The following is a 17,634-nucleotide window of genomic DNA, read 5'->3' as shown; positions in this document are numbered from 1 at the left end:
TTTATTCCGGGATCTTCTATTACCACTACCAGGGGCCGAAAATAGCAGCATTTGAGATATTATAAGGCTGGTACAATGAAAAATACTCTTAAGATGGTAAAATCATCCTGGAAAATGGAAAGCGTTACTGAGCCATTTTTCAATTATGATGATAATGGGTTAGAGGTTTACTTTATGGTTTTCATGGGTGAAGAAGCCAGAAATAAAGACTTGAATGAATATGTGTCCCAAAATAAGTTGGTTTCTCAGGATGATATTCCTGATGAAAATTATAATAATGCTGGGTATAGAATTTTGCATATTAATTTTCGTTCTATTAATGAGTTCTACTTCTCTGATAACTTATCAGGTTTATCTGTCTATGAGAAAGGTTCCGCTATGACTCCCGGTTTTTATGAGGATATAGACGGAAGAAAAGATAAGGTCGGTTATGTAATTATAGGGCACGGTCTATTCGTATCGATAAAAGGTGGGTATTTCACTGAATATTTTACCTCTTTATAAAAAACAACTATAAGAAAGTGAAATTTCTACTGGCTCAAATCGGACAGAACTGCGCCCAGAGATTTTGGTATAATCTTTTTACTATTGCACGTCTGCCTGTATGCGACTTCTGTAAACATAGCATTGAAAATATGGCTAAGTATTTGGAGACAGGAGGTTTTATTGTTTATGAAAATTTACTTTTCCTACTTATAGGTTTCAAATTGACGTTTTGATTCCTGTTCGTAAAGGAGATAAAAATTTAAAGGGTATAAGATGAAATGAATGAAGTGTATTTACATAGGTGAATATATGCGGGCAGATGTACATTTTGAATAATATTAACTCAACTACTTATAATGATGGCCTTTGATAATATCTGTATTTCACTTTGCGAGAATAGGTATAAAAGCATGAAAAGAGTCGGTTGAAGAAACAAAATCTGCAGGTTGGAATGTTAAAAGAGTACATGCAACAATAATCAGAATCTATAAGTACCTACGCAAGGTAATGCCTTGAAAAGCGATAAATGGAGCTTATGCGCCGGATGGTGAAGGGATAGAGCTTAAAAACCATTAACAGTGAGTAACAGCTTTAAAGACCGTTACAATCTGCGGTTCCGGTTGATGAGGTATTTCAGCACACGGAATGTATTGCTGAAGGACGAAACAAAGTGCAAGCGGACATTGATTCTAAAATGTATAGGATTGTTCAATGATAACGCAAATTTCTACACTCAAAGATTTTTTTGGTCCGGCAATAGAACAGGTGAAGGGGCGGAAAATCAGAAAGGATATCATGGATAATTTTAGGCTGCCGTATATAAAAAAAGATATGAATTCTCATGGTCCCTTATGGAGCCAATACGCCTGTCCGCAGGGAGTAATTACCGTTTGTGATATAAATCTACATGAAAACGTTTCTGGGTATATATTTGCAGAGTGCAAAAGTAAAGAGGTTTTTATTTTTGACTCTACCCTGATAGATTTTATCAAATACCTTGAGAGTCGAGAGGGTGGTTTGTTCCCGGCCGTTTACTTCATTAACAATACATTAGCTTTTTGCCTTTGTGAGAGTGGAGAAAGAGGAACGATGAAACCCATCTATTTATATAAGGCTAGTAATATATAACCGGGTTGATTTGAAGGAGCGTTCTCACGTTTGATTGTCCTGTATTTGGTGAGTGAAACCTGCTGTCAGAGCCCTATATGAAACCGCTTCCAGCCGCCAGTGCGTGTTAACGTCCACGGCAAGCAGGCGTTAATCTTTTGGTATCATACGGGCCCCTATCGTCTGCCAGACAGAGCGTCTGGCGGCAATGTTGACATCGTTTGGGGTGGGGCCGCAGGTGACAGGGAGAGGCAGCACACTCGCACCTTCCGGTAACTATTTTTTTGATGAATAGAGTAAATGCATAAATGCATATAACAACCTATGGATGACAGTATTGGGTTATTGTCTCTGACACCAAAAAGAAAGATGAAAGCATTATTTTGGTCCTGCCACATCCGGTCTCGAACTCTGCCTTTTAAAGTCAGTTGCCTTCAAGGAGTATGCCTGCAGGGCGCAAATATGATGCAGGAAGTTTGTTTATGCTCGACGTGAGAGATGTCTGGATAGCTGGCTTTGAGGCTACATCAGGTTTTGGAACATGTAACTTCTGGCATAATATCGAGCCATCCACAATTAACTCCCTCTGGGGGTTGGATAGGGGGAGCGGGCTGAAACGGCGCAAGCGCGTCAGTTTCAAATTAGCGATGTTACTTTGCTCGCGGTGGAACTCCTCCCTGATGGTCCAGTCTGCAGAGGATGGGATAAACCAGAAACCAAAGCCTGTATGCGACGGTGAAGTATATTTACACCGAAAAAGCTATGAGCTTTTGACGCGCGTCGACAGTGAGGGCGCGTAAACCATCTGGTATCACACGGACTCATGCGGCCTGACGGAGGCGTGGCCGACATCAACGTCAACACCGTCTGGCACCCGTCGTCTGATGCCAGAGGCGGTAGCCTGCGCGTAAGCACGCCGGTCACTTCGGCAACCCGCAATACCTGCATTTCCTGAATCTGTACACAGACGGTGAATAGGGTCTGCACAGCGACATCTTCCGCTGCTCTAACCCGGCGGTTAGAGGCCATAGGCAGATGAGTCCGATTTGGCTCCTGGTCGGGTGTAAGTGGTGTACCCCTTATGGCGGCGGCCATTAAATAGCTGGCTTTCAGGGTTTGATTCAGAGTGCGAAAGGTAAATGTCTCAAGCTGCCCGAGGTACGAGCTCATTCTGGTTTGATTTAAATCACTTACACCGCGATTTGCTCGAATAATTGTTCGTAAAAGTCGCAGAGCAATATAAGCATTATTATATGCATCAGAAGAGTATATAAAAAATGGCATATCATATCAGTATAATTAAAGTTGAGGACAGTGGGGGAAGTGTAAAGTATAAATTCGGGCCCACATCTTCCAGCTATCATTCATACGATCATGGGCTGTTTGAGATAAATACAAAAACAGGCGAGATAACTCTTTTGAAAGGCGTGACTGCCGATGTGAAAAATAATTATTACATGAGAGCAAGTTTTAAAATATTAACTTGCTGGCGACAAGGGAGCCTGCCAGAACAGGAAGAGTGGGCCTCATAATCTTTAGCCGTATGCTAAACATATATATGCAACTGCTCAGGTTTATATTTTTCAGTTAATTGTTTACGATTCTTGCTGTTAGAGTTGAAGTAAGCTCGTCTATCAAAATAAAAAATAAGGTTACCTTCATAACAGCTATAACAGTTGCATATAAGGAAATCAAGTGTCTTTTAGGTAATGAGCGAGCGCATAGGTCAATTTTATCCATTACAGGAAGAAATTATGATTTCAGTAAAAACATATATTAAGAATAATAATGAATTTGTAGAGTTTAGCCATTATACAGAAGCGTTCAAAGATTCTTTCTATATTGAAGGAGCTATCGAATTAACAATTAATGGTGTGGTTATATTCGATAAAGAAATGTGGGACTATATAGATCAGCTATGGTCATATATTGCCGATGGCATTATATGCATCCAGGATAATCACCCATTTGAAACCTATTTCCCAGATCAGCCGATTAAAGTTAGTTTTATGCCAATAAAAGAAGGTGTATCTGTGAGCGTAACCTGTGATGAAGAAATGAAAGTTAAAGTTGCTAAAAAAGAGTTTGTGAATGAAATATCAAAACATGTGATTGCTTTTTTTGATTACCTTAGGAAAAAAGATTCATCATTTGATAGAAAGTATGACGAGTTAGTATCTTTATTGGGTAATGGTTAGATCATGCATGTTTTTTGCGACCCAAACATCTCTCTACTCACGCCCTTTACTACGTGTAGTTTCTTTTATCTTAAGATATAAGTATTGATGGGCTATAAAGTAAGTGTGAAATCGGGCATTTAATGACTCTGGATGAAACTCATGAACGACTTATATAAAGTTGATGGGGAAATCGAAGGTAAAGTTATTTCTGTCGTTGAAAGTGGTAATATCGAACATGAGAACGAGAATTTAAATGAGGCGTTGGCCTTGTATCTCTATGCCTGGTCTTTAATTCCGGAACCAAAGTTAGAATGGGATATTTCGAATTGGGTAGCAGCCTGTTTGTATAGTGTTTATTTTGATTTGGAACGTTACACAACAGCGAAAAGGTGGGGTGAGATCGCTCTTAAAACGTGTAGTTCAGATATTGATACCTCCCCAATGATCGATCTTGGCATGGTTTGTTATGAGCTTGGTCAATACGATGAAGCTATAAAGTATTTTGATGAGGCTTATAGTTTCGGAAAAAAGAGAGCATTTCAGGGAAGGCCTAAGAAATATTTAGATTACTATCTTAAAAAAAGAATAGAGCAATGATTACATTTTGCATGCTAGCCTGGCAGCATGAGCGAGACATAGTAACTTACTGGATTTGAGGACAATGCTTTAAGCTGGCCACGATGTTGAAGTTGCCTCTTCAAAGTCATGATCTGAAGCAGGAAACTACTCTATGCTTCACACTGTATACTACTGAAAAGAGGCTCATGAGTGCTAAACCCGGTAAAGCGGATTGGATTGCTGGGTGGGCTGATCCACGGGCAAGTAATGTCATACGTCTGTTCTTCGCATCAGAGACCTCATCATGAAAAATATTGATAAATTATTAAGCGGGAAAACATTGCTCAGAGAAGTTAGTCCTTTAATGCCCGAGTACAGAACATGGGTGGAAGTTTCACTGAAAGATGAACTAAAGCCATCCTATCCACTCAGAGTTGATGCCTATGCTATGGTCGGGCACTCCCCTTACTTTAATAAATGTAATAAAGAAGATGCTAAATTCAAAATCCGAATATCATCATTTTTATCTTCTGACATAGAAAATGAGTATGACCCCTCATATAAATATGTTGGGAGATATGAAGAAATTTCTTCTATCGATGAACTGAAAACCAGGTTGAGCAACCTTAATATAAATCTGGAAGAATTTGCAGACTCGTCGCGAGATACAGCGTATCCATTGTAATCACTGCAAAACAGTGCCTGTATCTAATTGATACGGATGCTTTAGACAGAAAGATGCAATTGAATCTTAAAATTCTGGACGATTAACTGAGGGGAGTTTCGGGAAATAAGAGATAGGTGTGTTTGTCATCCATGCTGAATATTAACGGATGTTCAACATTGACAGATGGCTCTACAAAATATTATCGTTTTTAGTCAATTTCGGCACTACATAATTAAAAATGCTATTAAATTGCAGTCGTTAGTAATCTAAATAAAATCGAGGCAATAAAAGTGCTTAATAACAAGCACTTCACGCGCAGGAATACTTTAGCTTCCATAGGAATGTAAATGAATATTGAAAAAGATAAGCTTTTAGAATTATTTAAAGAAAAGGTCACCGACTCTATTTATCCATTAAAAATGGGAGGGCACATTGATGAGAAAGCATTCAATGAGCTTTTATTGGTGGCAGAGGAAGCTACAAAGTTATTAAAGGATGATGATTTGATCCCAAAAAAACTGCTACTGGAAATATATGTGGCGTCAGGAGCTATTGCTGGCGACAACGAATATTTTAAAAGTGAATTTTTATCAGAAATTTCAGCAAGGTTGTTAAATTGCTTTAATTTAATCATAGATGGAAGAACCGTTGAAGACCAAAGGTGCCATGGGCCAAGGATTATATAGAGCGAAGGATGAATTTTATCTTAATAAATAAACAGAATGCTACTTTCCTAAGATTCATGAACCCGATCTTTTTTTGATTAAATATTTTTAAAGGCGGAGTGTAACTCAATCTGTCTGGCGATTAACCCGCCGGGATACGGGAGTACGTTAAGCATGATAGATAGTTTTTCTTACTCTCTGTTCTAGAGAGAGCACAGTCGGAACGTGCTTTCATAGGTTTTGGCTATGATATGTTGGAATGAATCAGATTAATGACTTTGGACCAGAATCATCATCGGGCGGGAAATGTGAGAAAAATATACGCTTCTATTAAACTCCTGGATAAGGAAAATGATGGAAGGGCTAGCCCTATACCACCGGTACAGTTTCGCTGCTTATTGTTATTTGCAGGAGTAAAAGAATTATCTGCATACCCATATGATTGTCGTATATTTTTTGAGGAATGTGCAAAGGGAGTTGATCCTGGGGAGGAGATAGATAATGTGCCTATAGCTTTTTTATCGCCAGAAAAAATATTTCCATACATCCAGGTTGGAACAAGATTCACTATACGTGATGGGAAGATAATCGGTGATGGGGTTATCACTTCGATAGATAGTCGTATTTAAATCAGCAAGGCTATTTTGTGGTGAACAAGCTGATAATAAGACATAAAATAGAGTCGTATATTTTTATGGAGCGAGCCAGTGAATGTCGATGCAAATGCAAAAAAGTTGCTTAAGGTAATAGACAAGTTTATCAGTGGTGATATTTCCGCATGTGAATTTGAAAAAAGATACATGTCCACATGGCGAAACCTTAGAGACAGTGATGGCTACAGTAAGCTTAATGAAGCGCAACAAATTTTCTTCGATAGGATATTAACGACTCTAGATGCCTACTGCGCTGAGTCTGAGTTAAGCGAGGCTAACGATCTGGATGATGAGGGGGTGTTTACCGAGGTGGTTAGATTAAGTAACGTATGGAAAAGAAATCTGTATTAGAGTTAATTAAGAAATAGACAGCTACAGGATACCAATTTCCCATCCTATGTATAAGAGAGTCATCTTTCCATGTATGACCTAATCCAGAAATTATATATCAGGAATGGGGTTATATTTTTTAGAAAATCATCCCGTTGGGCTTGCTGACTATAACTACTCTAAAAGCAGGTCTTACTGTGTGCGGTTTGATTTAAGAATGTATTATACTACTAATTGATTTGCCAATAACGCTTCTACAGGAGCGATAAACCTTGCAGGAGGGATGATGAACATTGAATTTACTTATAAGGAAGTAATGGATTTTATAAGGCTTCATACATTATTTTCAAAGAGTGTAGAAGAACGGGTCGATGCTCTGGTTGAAAACGGTATTATTGAGGACAATCTACCCTTAGAGGCATTAAAGCAAAACTACAATAAATACATCCATAGCAACATTATTTACTCCAGGTTAATAAAAAATTCCTTTTGGGAGGCAGTCGTAAAAGAAATATGCGATAGCGATATTATCATAATTGATCATTCTGATCTTGAGATAAGGGGCGTGTGCTGCGAGGCTTGCGGTTATATTGTTTTCGAAAGTCAAGACGATGCTCTTTTTGAGATATGTCCAGTATGTTTGTGGCAAAATGATGGCACGAAGGGCGGGCAATTCAGCGGTTGTAACCATTTTACGCTGAATGATTATAAACGTACTGATGAATTTGAAGAGAGAATTATGAATGGGAAATTAAGGTATGTGCCCCATTCAGGCCAAGGCGACGAAAAGAGATGAATTTTGATATTTAATTGATTAGAAAAATCGGCTATTACGAGGACGCATGGGTTTGTTAACACATCTTGCTGCACAATAAGGAGCATTCCCTAACACAGCAATACACTCTATTAAACTCAGGGTCTTGTATCGTTACTCTCTTTCTTTAGCGGTATTTTACTGGCTCGCTACTCTCGACACTATACGGCACGAGAACAAGAAAGCGTGAGACCTTTATATAAATAGACAAAAATTAATTGCGATAAAGCGCTGTTGGAAAAAGGAATATTTGTAGTTATTGTTAATTGTATGCAAAAACGCTTAAACATCCATCCTCACTTATCTGGCAAAAATTTACTGACAGCGATCGTCTTATGCTGCAACGAAATCTTTTATTGCTAAGTTTGTCGGGTGATAGTTATTACATGAGGATATTAAGATGAGGCTTTGCTTACCCATAATTCTGAATCGCCACGGGTTTAACAGACACCTCAGAGTCATATAAGATGACTTAAAGAGAGATGCCCATGAGCGGTAAGCGTTATCCTGAAGAGTTTAAAATTGAAGCTGTCAAAGAGGTTGTTGATCGTGGTCATGCTGTTTCCAGTGTTGCAACACGTCTCGATATCACCACTTACAGTCTTTACGCCTGGATAAACAAGTACGGTCCGGATTCTTCCACTCATAATGAACAGTCAGATGCTCACGCCGAGATCCGCCGTCTTCAGAAAGAGTTGAAGCCGGTTACGGACGAACGGGACATATTAAAGAAAGCCGCGGCGTACTTCGCAAAGCAGTCCGACTGAGGTACGCCTTTATCCGCGACAACAGCCGTTGCTGGCCTGTTCGTTTGCTCTGTCGGGTTCTGGATGTCCATCCGAGTGGATTTTATTTCTGGCTTCAGCACCCACATTCTCAGCGTCACCAGACAGACCAGATGCTGACCGGGCAGATCAAACAGTTCTGGCCTGAGTCGGGATGCGTCTATGGTTATCGCAAGATCCATCTCGATTTGCATGATACCGGACAGCAGTGCGAAGTGAACCGGGTCTGGCGGCTGATAAAGCGTGCCGGAATAAAAGCTCAGGTTGGGTACCGTAGCCCACGGGCACGTATAGGCGAAGCCAGCATCGTGACACCTAACAGGCTCCAGCGGCAGTTCAATCCGGACTCACCGGATGAGCGTTGGGTGACGGACATAACCTGCATCCGAACCCACGAAGGCTGGCTGTATCTGGCCGTGGTGGTTGACCTGCTCTCCCGAAAAGTTATCGGCTGGTCAATGCAACCCCGCATGACAAAAGAGATTGTCCTGAACGCATTACTTATGGCGGTGTGGAGGCGTAATCCTCAAAAGCAGGTACTGGTTCACTCTGATCAGGGCAGTCAGTACACAAGCCATGAGTGGCAGTCGTTCCTGAAATCACACGGTCTGGAAGGCAGCATGAGTCGGCATGGTTCGAGCGAGCAGATGCCACCGGCTGAATATGAAAACCTATATTATCAACTGCTCAGAAGTGTCCAGATTATCCGTGGCGATTCAGCTGAAAATTACTCTAAGTCAATAAGTTATCAATCTAAGAAGTGCTAGATTTAAAGTCGGGGCTAATATGAAAGGTTTTATTCAATGAATATTGAAAAAGACAATCTTCTGGAGCTTTTTAAAGAAAAAATCACTGACTCCGTTTATCCATTAAAAATGGGAGGGCTGATAAATAAACAGGCTTTTGATGAGCTTGTGACAATCGCAGAGCAAGCTACAATATTATTGAAAGAAGAGGACTTAGTGCCTAAAAAGTTTTTATCAGAGACTCATCTCGTTGCCGTCGGGGTCGATTGTGAAAATCTCTATTATAAAAATGATTTTCTTGCATCTGTTTCTGCTGGGTTAATGGAGTGTTTCAATATGATTCTGGATGGAGAGTCGATTGAAAATAAAAAAACAACGGGCCAAGGATTATATAAATGAGTGGTAAAATATTATTTTATAAAGTAAATGAACCCTATGGATTATTTTCAAACTTCTATAAATGCGGTTTCTTTATTGTTGATAAATATTGGCCTACGGTAGAGCACTTCTTTCAGGCTCAAAAATTTGATGACGAAGCGCTTAGAGAAAAAATCAGAAAGCTCGCGTCACCAATGGATGCTGCTATATCAGGAAGAGATCGGGATAATCTGTTAAGAGATGACTGGGATTGTGTCAGGGATAATATAATGCGTCTTGCTGTCATGGAAAAATTTAAGCAAAATGATGAAGCAAGAAGTATTTTGTTAGCCACCAATGATCTTATATTAGTTGAACACACAAAAAACGATAGCTATTGGGCTGATGGCGGTGATGGCTCAGGTAAAAATATGCTAGGGAAGATTCTTATGGAGGTGAGAAGTATATTGAGAGAAACGGTTTGAATTTTGGTAAAAGATTGGTTTGCATAAATTAGTGTATTTCGCACCTCTGTTGCCGTAACAATATAATTTAGCCGAAAATGTAACTGCCACCCATTTTGATTCAGCGTTTTTCACTGATGTCGTAATTTTAACGGTAAGACCCCGCCCCGGCGGGGTCTTCTGTTTTTACGCTTTCAGCGAAACCAATTTTATCGCCTGCCACATATGCGCTTTATCCTGCTCGGTTAAGTTGTGCTGCTGCACCGTGCGCATAAACTCTTCTCTATCGGCCTCGGTCAGCTTGCCGCTGGCTTTCAGGCGTTCCGCCACTTTGCGCAGGATACGATCGCTCAGCTCGCTTATCTGTTTTCGCACCTCATTCAGCGGACGCGGCTGCCAGCTTGTCTCCGGTGTCGACAGCCAGTCAGCGCGGTAGCGGTACTGAATCGCCTTCGCGGCATCCATTTGCGCCTGAATAAAGGGCTTCACGCTCTCACCGTCCAGCCCCAGCGACTCGGCGTCGATAACGGCGCGCGCCAGCACTTTCTGCTCCTGGGCCAAATCTTCTATTGCCTGGTGCTGCTGTGCTTTAGCACCTGCGACATCTTTCATCCATGACAACCGCTCGTTAATCAGTTTGCCGAGGGAAGCATCGGCCGTGACAGCAGCGGCAGTGGAAAAGCTGAGCGTGGCGAGCATCACCACGGCGGAGTAAAGCTTGTAGTCCATAATCACTCTCCGAAGTCGATAGATGGGCGTGTATCTCATGTTGCAGTGAAGCGCTTTCCTGTTAACCACCGTGTCAGGCAAAGGAGCCTCTCTCATCGTGTGGCGGCGTGATTATATTAAAAACTTGTAATCACGAAATGAAATTACCGTTTCGTTTTATTACACCGTTAACAATGTCCGGCTAGTGCAAGCGACTGAAATAGCGCATGCTGCTAACGCACTAACGCTGCCACGCATTTCCAACAAGCAGGAGGCAAATCGCGATGAAAACCCGGGTCACGCTTATTGTTATCGTCACTCTCCTGCTGATGCTGTTTCTCTGTCTTTCACACAGCGATCTGGCGATGGAAACCCGTACTGTTCTGCGCGCAATCTTCTGATAAATAAAATGTGATATTAAACAGGGTATAAGTTTATTCGCCGCTATAACTACCTCACTTATTCAGAAGCTTCTTTAAGCCAATAAAATTCGCCATATAAAGAGCAGAATCTTCCAGTCACTTAAATAATGAAATTATCCTGACACCCTTTAATATGATTTCCATTGTTTGTACTTTGCACTCGATATTTGTCATCCGAGCTGTGTGGGTCATATTTAAGGGATTATCATGAAAAGTATATTTAAGATGAATAATGTCTTCGCCTCGCTGGCACTGGCGGGAATGGTCGGTTTTAGCGGCCATGCTTTCGCCAACACCGATTACGCCGATACTATGCCCTCCATCGAAGGTAAAAAGTTATTAGTTGGCTACTGGCACAACTGGGATCAGGGTTTTTCCGGCGATTATGAGCAGGGTTACCCGCTGAAACTGGCATTAAAAGATACGCCGAAAGCCTATAACGTGGTGATGGCCTCCTTTATGAAGTCGTCAGATGGCAAAAGTATGCCGACTTTTGTTCCCTACTACGGCACCGATCAGAGCTTCCGCGCTGAAGTAGCGGCACTGAACGAACGCGGCCAGGCGGTGTTGTTATCCCTTGGCGGCGCGGATGCGCATATTGAGCTGCACGAAGCCAACGGCGATACGCAGCATTTTGCTGACGAAATTATCCGACTGGTTGATCTCTATGGTTTTGACGGTCTGGATATCGATCTTGAACAGAGCGCGATTAAAAAAGCCGATAACGAAACCGTTATTCCGGCGGCGCTGAAAAAAGTGCGCGATCATTATCAGCAGCAGGGTAAACACTTTATTATCAGTATGGCGCCAGAAATTCCCTATCTGACTAAAGCGAATCCGCAGTACCAGAAATATATTAATAGCCTCGAAGGGTATTACGACTTTATCGCACCGCAGTTCTATAACCAGGGCGCGTTTGGTATTGGCTTCCAGCCGGACGACACCAAGAAAGATGGCTGGTGGGTAAATTACGCGCAGAATGACGACAGCAAAAAATATGAGTTTCTCTACCACTTCAGCAAAGAGATCATTACCGATAAGCACGGCCTCTCTGCGGTGAAAATTCCCTCCAGCAAATTAGTCATCGGCCTGCCGAGCAATGGCGCTGCCGCCGCGACCGGGTTTGTTAAAACGCCGCAGGATGTTTACCGCGTCTTCGCTGACATGGAAAAAGAGGGGCTGCCGCTCAGAGGGTTAATGACCTGGTCCATCAACTGGGATGAAGGCGAAAACGTTAACCATGTGCCTTACAACGGGCAGTTCCGCAAAGCCTACACTCAGCTGATCCACGACGGCAGCGTGATTGAGACGCCGGAAAAAGATACCACTGCGCCGAGCATACCCACCGCGCTGAACGCCGAGGCGAACGCCACCAGCGTCCATCTGACCTGGAAAGCCTCCACCGATAGCGGCTCGGGCGTGGACCATTATGAAGTGTTCCGCAATCAGCAGAAAGTGGCTGATGCCAGCGGTAACACCTATACCGATGACGATCTGACGGCGAACAGTAACTACGCCTACAGCGTAAATGCTATTGATAAGGCGGGGAATAAATCACTTCTGTCGGCGGTATTAAATGTCATGACAACCGATCACAGCGACGATACCCCGGATCACCAGAGCTACCCGAAATATGTCGCCGGCCATGCTTATAAAGCCGGAGATATTGTGCTCGGCAGCGACACTCATTTGTATAAGTGCAAACCCTATCCCTACACCGGCTGGTGTGCAGGGCTTGCCAGCGCCTACGCGCCGGGTGCCGGCAGCGCCTGGCAGATGGCCTGGGATAAGGTCGTGAAATAGAGTTGCCTGGAAGCGTGCTTCCATGGACGGAGGCACAACCCTGCGCGGTTTTAATCAAATACTCGATCGCAGTTCAGCAAAAGCGCTGCTTGATATTGCCACGGATACCGGCGGTGATGACGATATCCATATCGAAGCGGTAAAGATCCTCGGCTTATATCATGGCGAGTATGACGATGCGTTTATTAAAGAGGCGCTGGTTCAGATAATTAGTCATGATGCTATTGAAGATGACAGCCTGATTGTCAACTGCATTAATACCCTTGCGTTATTAACTGTGAATGAGAAAGAGATCGCCTTTGCGTTGAGCATTATTCAAGGAGACGCTTACATCCTGTTTAAACACGCTACCTTCTCATTGATTTGCCAGCATAAACAGCAGCCTGCGGCTATTGAAGCACTAAAAGAGTTGCGGAAAGATAATGATTTTGGCCGCCATGCAAAACGTGAACTGACGTAACTTCCTGCTAATGAGAGTGTTTCTAATAGAGTAATTATTACTTATATCCAAACAACGCAGTGATATAACTTAACTATCATCTGGTTTAATACAGGAATTAAACCCTACTGTTTATCAAGTTATCAATAAGCTCAATATTTTCTTGATATCTGTATATTTCGCGCGAATTTATTTTTCATAATTTTACATTCAGACTTTTTTTACTAATTTAATTCCACAATAAGATTTTCCTTAGGATTATATTTCCCCGGACAGTGCTACTAGTAAAAGTTCCCGCATCAAACCAGCCAGATTTTGTTCACCGTCCATAAGGGAGTCGCACTGTGAAAAGGTTAAAACCGTTGCTGGCCCGTTCTCTTCCCGTCGCCACATTACGCCAGGATACCCTGGCGGGCGTCGTCGTTTTTCTGGTGGCGCTGCCGCTCTGTCTGGGCATTGCCCACGCCAGCGGGCTGCCGCCCTTTGTTGGCCTGCTGACCGGGATCATCGGTGGGCTACTGGTCACCGCGCTAAGTCCGTCGCGTTTTGCCGTCAGCGGCCCGGCCGCCGGGCTGGTAACCATTGTCGTCGCCTCGGTGGAGTCGCTCGGCTCCTTCTCTGCATTTCTCTTCGCGCTGGTGCTGGCAGGCGTGCTGCAACTGGCGATGGGCCTGCTGCGCGCCGGGCGGTTTATCGGCCTGGTCCCCGGTAGCGTGATTAAAGGGATGCTGGCGGCGATCGGTTTGCTGCTAATCATGCAGCAGATCCCGGTCGCGCTTGGCGAAGTGGAAGAGAGCGGTTTAGGCCAGCTCTTCAGCGGCGACTTTACCTTTTCGCTGACCTCGTTTGTTGTCGCGGCAGGCGGTCTGCTCCTGCTGTGGGGATGGGACTCAGCGGCAATGAAGCGGGTAAAAAGCCTGAGCTGGATCCCCGGTCCACTGGTGGCGGTGCTGCTCGGCAGCGTGATGGTGATTGCCTTGAGCTACCTTGCGCCGCATCTGCTTCCCGCGTTACCGCGCATCACCCTGCCGGAGTTTGGCTCCCTTAGCGATCTGATGGCCGAACTCGAAGGGCCGGACTGGAGTGCCTGGCAAAACCCGGCGGTCTACACCGTGGCGATCACGCTGGCGCTGGTTGCCAGCCTCGAAACCCTGCTTAGCCAGGAGGCGCTGAAGAAGCTACGTCCGCAGAACCCGCCGCCATCGCCGGATAAAGAGTTGGTCGCGCAGGGCGCGGGCAATCTGCTCTCAGGCCTGGTGGGCGCCATGCCAATCACCGCAGTGATTGTGCGCAGCTCGGTCAACGTCAGCAACGGCGCGCAAAGTAAGTTCTCGGTGCTGCTGCACGGCGTACTGCTGCTGGTGTGTGGTCTCTGGTTTGGCGAGCTGCTGTCGGTGATCCCGCTGGCGAGCCTCGCTGCCGTGCTGCTCTACACCGGCTATAAACTGGCAACGCCGCGCCTCTTTATCGAGCAGTTTCGCGCCGGGTATCAGCAGTATGTGCCGTTTCTTACCACCGTCGCCGGGATTATCATTTTCGGCATGTTGATGGGGATTGCGCTGGGGCTGGCGGTGCAGATGGCGCTGAGTCTCTACCACTGCCATCGCAATGCGTTGCAGCTTGCACGTCGCGGCGATCACTATGTGCTGCGCATCCAGCAGAACCTGACCTTTTTGCATAACCCCCGTTTACAGGCGTTACTGGCGAAGATCCCGGAGCGCAGCGTGGTGGTGGTTGAGCATGAGAATGTCGACTACTTCGATCCGGATGTGAAAGCGGTGCTGCGGGAGTTTGCCAAAACCGCGCCGCAGCGCGGAATCGATCTCAACCAGTGGCCCGCCCGCTAAGCGGGTTACTTCCCTGCCGGCAGCAGCAGCGGTTGCAGCTGCTGCCACACCGCAGGCGTGGCGGCCCACGCCGTGTTGCCGTTGGTTAAGCCATCATTAGCAAGAAAGTCATTGTGCCGACCGCCCGCTTCGCTGATCAGCACCAGCCCGGCCAGCGCATCCCAGCTGTGCAGGTGCGCTTCGTAATAACCGTGCACCAGCCCTGCGGCGACGTGGGCCAGCATCAGCGCACCTGCGCCAAACCGGCGGTGTTCCACGCCCTGATCGAGCAGTTTTTCCAGCGCATCGGTATATTCACGCGGCGCGCGGCGGCTTGAGCGCCCGACGCCGAGCACCACTGCGTCCGGCGAGGGTTCTGTCAGGGTTAAGCGACGATCGTTAAGGAACGCGCCGTGGCCCGCGCGGGCAAAGAAAAACTCATCTCGATCCGGCGCGTAGATAATGCCAAGTTCGATGCGGTCATTGCGTACCCAGGCGACGGAGATGCACCAGTAATCCATACCAAGAATAAAGTTGGTCGTGCCATCAATCGGGTCAATAACCCAGGTGCCTTCGCTGCCCGGCTCCAGGCCGCGCTCTTCGCCAAGCAGGCCATCCTGCGGGCGCTGCGCCTTCAGCCACTCGCGCAGCTGCGTCTCGACATAAACATCCGCCTGCGAGACAAAATCCTGGCGGCCTTTCTGCTCAACGGTCAGCCCCTTATCACGAAGCTGTTTGGCCTCAAGGCCCAGGCGGCGAATCAGCGCGCAGAGCGCGCGGGTAAACTCTTCTGTCATAGATAGCTCTTAGCCAATGCGTGGCGATGTATGTCGATGAATAAGCTCCACCTTAACCCACTCGACGTGGGAAGGCTGCAACGGATTTTTCGCCCGCTCCAGCAGGCGCGTCAGCGCGCGATGGGCGATCTCCGCTGTGTTCTGATGCAGTGTGGTTAACTGGTAGCTGAACTGCCCGCTTTGCGGCGTGTTATCAAAACCGATCAGGTGAAAATCGTGCGGTGCCTGTTTGCCGCGCTGACGCATGCCGTCGAGAAAGCCGCAGGCCAGCTGAGCGTTGGCGCAAAAAATGCCGTCGGGCAGTTCAGCGTCGTGCGCCAGCGCCGCCTGCCAACCGCCCGCATAACCCTCTTCATGCGCCATGATGATCTGCAGATGCTGCGCCGTATCAACGCCGCCATCCTCTAAAGCCTGGGAGAAGGCCTCACCCCGGCGGCGTCCCGCCCAGGTTGAGCCGTGAGTATTCAGCCAGCCGAAGCGACGACAGCCCGCGTGAAGCAGCTGTTCTGCCGCCAGCTGTGCTCCGGCGCGGTTATCGGAGCAGACGAAATCGACCAGTGGAATATCGGGGTCGCGGTTGATGCCCACCACCGGGATTTGCAGGTTTACGCACTCATTCACAATCGCCTGCGGCGGCTGGCCGGAGGTCACAATCACCCCCGAGACGCGAAACTGGGTAAAACGGCGCAGCGTGGCAACCAGATCCTGCTCCCCGGAAATCTCGGTGACCAGCGCCTGGTAGCCGCGCCGCTGAATTTCATGCAGCAGCTCCTCCAGCAGGCGGCTGCGAAACGGATCGGCTATACGCGCCACAATCACGCCAATCAGGTGGCTGCGCTGGCGGTTTAAGCCCTGGGCAAGGAAATTGACCTGATAGCCCAGCTCCTGTGCGGCACGCAATACCCGCTCTTTCGTGGCGGGCGAGATACTGCCATTGCTGCTGAGCGCCCGCGAGACCACCGCGCGGGAAACGCCAGCCCGTTTCGCCACATCCTCGGCGGTAACCGTCTGTTTAGCCATAATAAGCCGCCTGCTGCGCGAGGAGATCAAACTGCTTGCCATCCTCACTGAGAAACAGCCCCGGATAGGGTGCGCACGCCTGTGCCAGTGCCGCAAGGACGGCATCGTTGCAGTGGTATAAGCCGAGCGCTGAAAGGTGTAATTGCTGATAGAGCGCCAGGCAATCGGGAAAGTCGCCGTGGGAGGCGTCGCTGCCTAACGCCGTCAACGAGGCGCACTCCTGGAAGGCGAGGTCAGCGTTATGCATCAGGGCGATACTCTCTGCCGTCGGACGACCGTCGCCGCTGTAAAAAAGCGCGCACCCATCAGCCTCAATACGCAGCGCGAGATTAGGAATTTCATGGTGGGTAAAAGCGGTGCGGATCTGCCAACCCTGCCAGTGAAAAGCGGCTTCGCTGTCGCGCCACTCAATCGGAAAACTCAGCTCTGTCTGCGGCCAGTTTGCCAGGCTTGCCAGCTGCATCAGCACCGGGCGCTGTTCACGCTGCGACCAGATAATCAGTGGCTTACGCCGCTGAAAGCTTTTCCAGAAATTGAGCAGTGCCGTCAGGCCGGTGCAGTGATCCGGGTGCACATGGGTAAAGTAGAGGGCGTCAATCTCGTTAATCTCCAGATCTCGCTGCCAGAGCGCGCGCGGGATAGTGGGGCCGCAGTCAATCAACCATTGGCGTTTTTCCCGGTCAATGACCCGAATAGCGGACGTATTTTGCTGCCGCGAAAAGGCGCTCCCGCACCCCAGCACATCTATTTTCATGTCGCCTCGCTAAAAAGCGTTATCACTTAATCAAATTGTCACAAATAGCGGAC

The 17,634-nt window shown here is 46.4% G+C and carries 19 protein-coding genes and 1 pseudogene; 16 read left to right on the top strand and 4 right to left on the bottom strand.

The window, feature by feature from the left end; genetic code table 11:
• Positions 1–75 precede the first annotated feature (75 nt).
• The 13 genes and pseudogenes from N7V53_RS15105 to N7V53_RS15045 all read left to right on the top strand — a co-directional run bounded on the left by N7V53_RS15105 (position 76) and on the right by N7V53_RS15045 (position 9,833).
• Positions 76–504 (top strand): hypothetical protein, encoded by a 429-nt coding sequence (locus N7V53_RS15105; RefSeq protein WP_279793846.1) that lies wholly within the window; start codon positions 76–78, stop codon positions 502–504.
• Between the two features lie 693 nt (positions 505–1,197).
• Positions 1,198–1,614 carry a hypothetical protein gene (locus tag N7V53_RS15100; protein WP_279793845.1) on the top strand — a complete coding sequence of 139 codons (417 nt, stop codon included), beginning with the start codon at positions 1,198–1,200 and terminating at the stop codon, positions 1,612–1,614.
• Between the two features lie 802 nt (positions 1,615–2,416).
• Positions 2,417–2,548, top strand: coding sequence for a hypothetical protein (locus tag N7V53_RS15095; protein WP_279793844.1), 132 nt, complete (start codon positions 2,417–2,419; stop codon positions 2,546–2,548).
• A gap of 799 nt (positions 2,549–3,347) precedes the next feature.
• Positions 3,348–3,791, top strand: a complete 444-nt coding sequence (locus N7V53_RS15090) for a hypothetical protein (RefSeq protein WP_279793843.1) — start codon at positions 3,348–3,350, stop codon at positions 3,789–3,791.
• Between the two features lie 141 nt (positions 3,792–3,932).
• Entirely contained in the window at positions 3,933–4,370 is a 438-nt protein-coding gene (locus N7V53_RS15085; protein WP_347882219.1) for a tetratricopeptide repeat protein, read from the top strand.
• Between the two features lie 265 nt (positions 4,371–4,635).
• Positions 4,636–5,016 (top strand): hypothetical protein, encoded by a 381-nt coding sequence (locus N7V53_RS15080; RefSeq protein ID WP_279793841.1) that lies wholly within the window; start codon positions 4,636–4,638, stop codon positions 5,014–5,016.
• Positions 5,017–5,345: 329 nt separating this feature from the next.
• Complete coding sequence (locus N7V53_RS15075) at positions 5,346–5,684, top strand: hypothetical protein (protein ID WP_279793840.1); 339 nt, start codon at positions 5,346–5,348, stop codon at positions 5,682–5,684.
• Between the two features lie 287 nt (positions 5,685–5,971).
• Positions 5,972–6,292, top strand: coding sequence for a hypothetical protein (locus N7V53_RS15070; RefSeq protein ID WP_279793839.1), 321 nt, complete (start codon positions 5,972–5,974; stop codon positions 6,290–6,292).
• A gap of 78 nt (positions 6,293–6,370) precedes the next feature.
• Positions 6,371–6,667: a colicin immunity domain-containing protein gene (locus tag N7V53_RS15065; RefSeq protein WP_279793838.1), complete on the top strand. Its 297-nt coding sequence runs from the start codon at positions 6,371–6,373 to the stop codon at positions 6,665–6,667.
• A 262-nt stretch (positions 6,668–6,929) separates the two neighbouring features.
• Positions 6,930–7,442, top strand: coding sequence for a CPCC family cysteine-rich protein (locus N7V53_RS15060; RefSeq protein WP_279793837.1), 513 nt, complete (start codon positions 6,930–6,932; stop codon positions 7,440–7,442).
• A 506-nt stretch (positions 7,443–7,948) separates the two neighbouring features.
• Positions 7,949–8,883: pseudogene (locus N7V53_RS15055) on the top strand (IS3 family transposase); the annotation flags it as partial.
• 165 nt (positions 8,884–9,048) lie between these two features.
• A complete protein-coding gene (locus N7V53_RS15050; RefSeq protein ID WP_279793836.1) occupies positions 9,049–9,390 on the top strand; it encodes a hypothetical protein in 342 nt (113 codons plus the stop codon).
• Positions 9,387–9,833, top strand: a complete 447-nt coding sequence (locus N7V53_RS15045; protein ID WP_279793835.1) for an NADAR family protein — start codon at positions 9,387–9,389, stop codon at positions 9,831–9,833. The genes N7V53_RS15050 and N7V53_RS15045 overlap by 4 nt, the downstream gene beginning before the upstream one ends.
• A 165-nt stretch (positions 9,834–9,998) precedes the next feature.
• Here the strand turns inward: N7V53_RS15045 and N7V53_RS15040 are convergent, their stop codons facing one another.
• Complete coding sequence (locus N7V53_RS15040) at positions 9,999–10,541, bottom strand: chorismate mutase (RefSeq protein WP_124970624.1); 543 nt, start codon at positions 10,539–10,541, stop codon at positions 9,999–10,001.
• 608 nt (positions 10,542–11,149) lie between these two features.
• Between N7V53_RS15040 and N7V53_RS15035 the strand changes: the two genes are divergently transcribed.
• The 3 genes from N7V53_RS15035 to N7V53_RS15025 all read left to right on the top strand — a co-directional run bounded on the left by N7V53_RS15035 (position 11,150) and on the right by N7V53_RS15025 (position 15,031).
• The gene (locus N7V53_RS15035) at positions 11,150–12,745 is read left to right on the top strand and encodes a glycosyl hydrolase family 18 protein (protein WP_279793834.1); all 1,596 of its coding nucleotides are present in this window, start codon (positions 11,150–11,152) and stop codon (positions 12,743–12,745) included.
• Between the two features lie 22 nt (positions 12,746–12,767).
• The gene (locus tag N7V53_RS15030) at positions 12,768–13,205 is read left to right on the top strand and encodes a hypothetical protein (RefSeq protein ID WP_279793833.1); all 438 of its coding nucleotides are present in this window, start codon (positions 12,768–12,770) and stop codon (positions 13,203–13,205) included.
• 344 nt (positions 13,206–13,549) lie between these two features.
• Positions 13,550–15,031: a SulP family inorganic anion transporter gene (locus N7V53_RS15025; RefSeq protein WP_279793870.1), complete on the top strand. Its 1,482-nt coding sequence runs from the start codon at positions 13,550–13,552 to the stop codon at positions 15,029–15,031.
• A 5-nt stretch (positions 15,032–15,036) separates the two neighbouring features.
• Here the strand turns inward: N7V53_RS15025 and N7V53_RS15020 are convergent, their stop codons facing one another.
• The 3 genes from N7V53_RS15020 to N7V53_RS15010 are packed head-to-tail and all read right to left on the bottom strand — an operon-like array spanning position 15,037 to position 17,581.
• Entirely contained in the window at positions 15,037–15,807 is a 771-nt protein-coding gene (locus N7V53_RS15020; protein WP_279793832.1) for an inositol monophosphatase, read from the bottom strand.
• 9 nt (positions 15,808–15,816) lie between these two features.
• A complete protein-coding gene (locus tag N7V53_RS15015; RefSeq protein ID WP_279793831.1) occupies positions 15,817–16,827 on the bottom strand; it encodes a LacI family DNA-binding transcriptional regulator in 1,011 nt (336 codons plus the stop codon).
• Positions 16,820–17,581, bottom strand: a complete 762-nt coding sequence (locus N7V53_RS15010) for a ribonuclease Z (RefSeq protein ID WP_279793830.1) — start codon at positions 17,579–17,581, stop codon at positions 16,820–16,822. The genes N7V53_RS15015 and N7V53_RS15010 overlap by 8 nt, the downstream gene beginning before the upstream one ends.
• Positions 17,582–17,634 lie beyond the last annotated feature (53 nt).

It is taken from the genome of Kosakonia sp. HypNH10 (genome assembly GCF_029850615.1).
GTDB classification, from domain to species: domain Bacteria; phylum Pseudomonadota; class Gammaproteobacteria; order Enterobacterales; family Enterobacteriaceae; genus Kosakonia; species Kosakonia cowanii.
The sequence above is the reverse complement of the archived record's forward strand: the minus strand, read 5'-3'. Positions and strand labels throughout refer to the sequence as shown.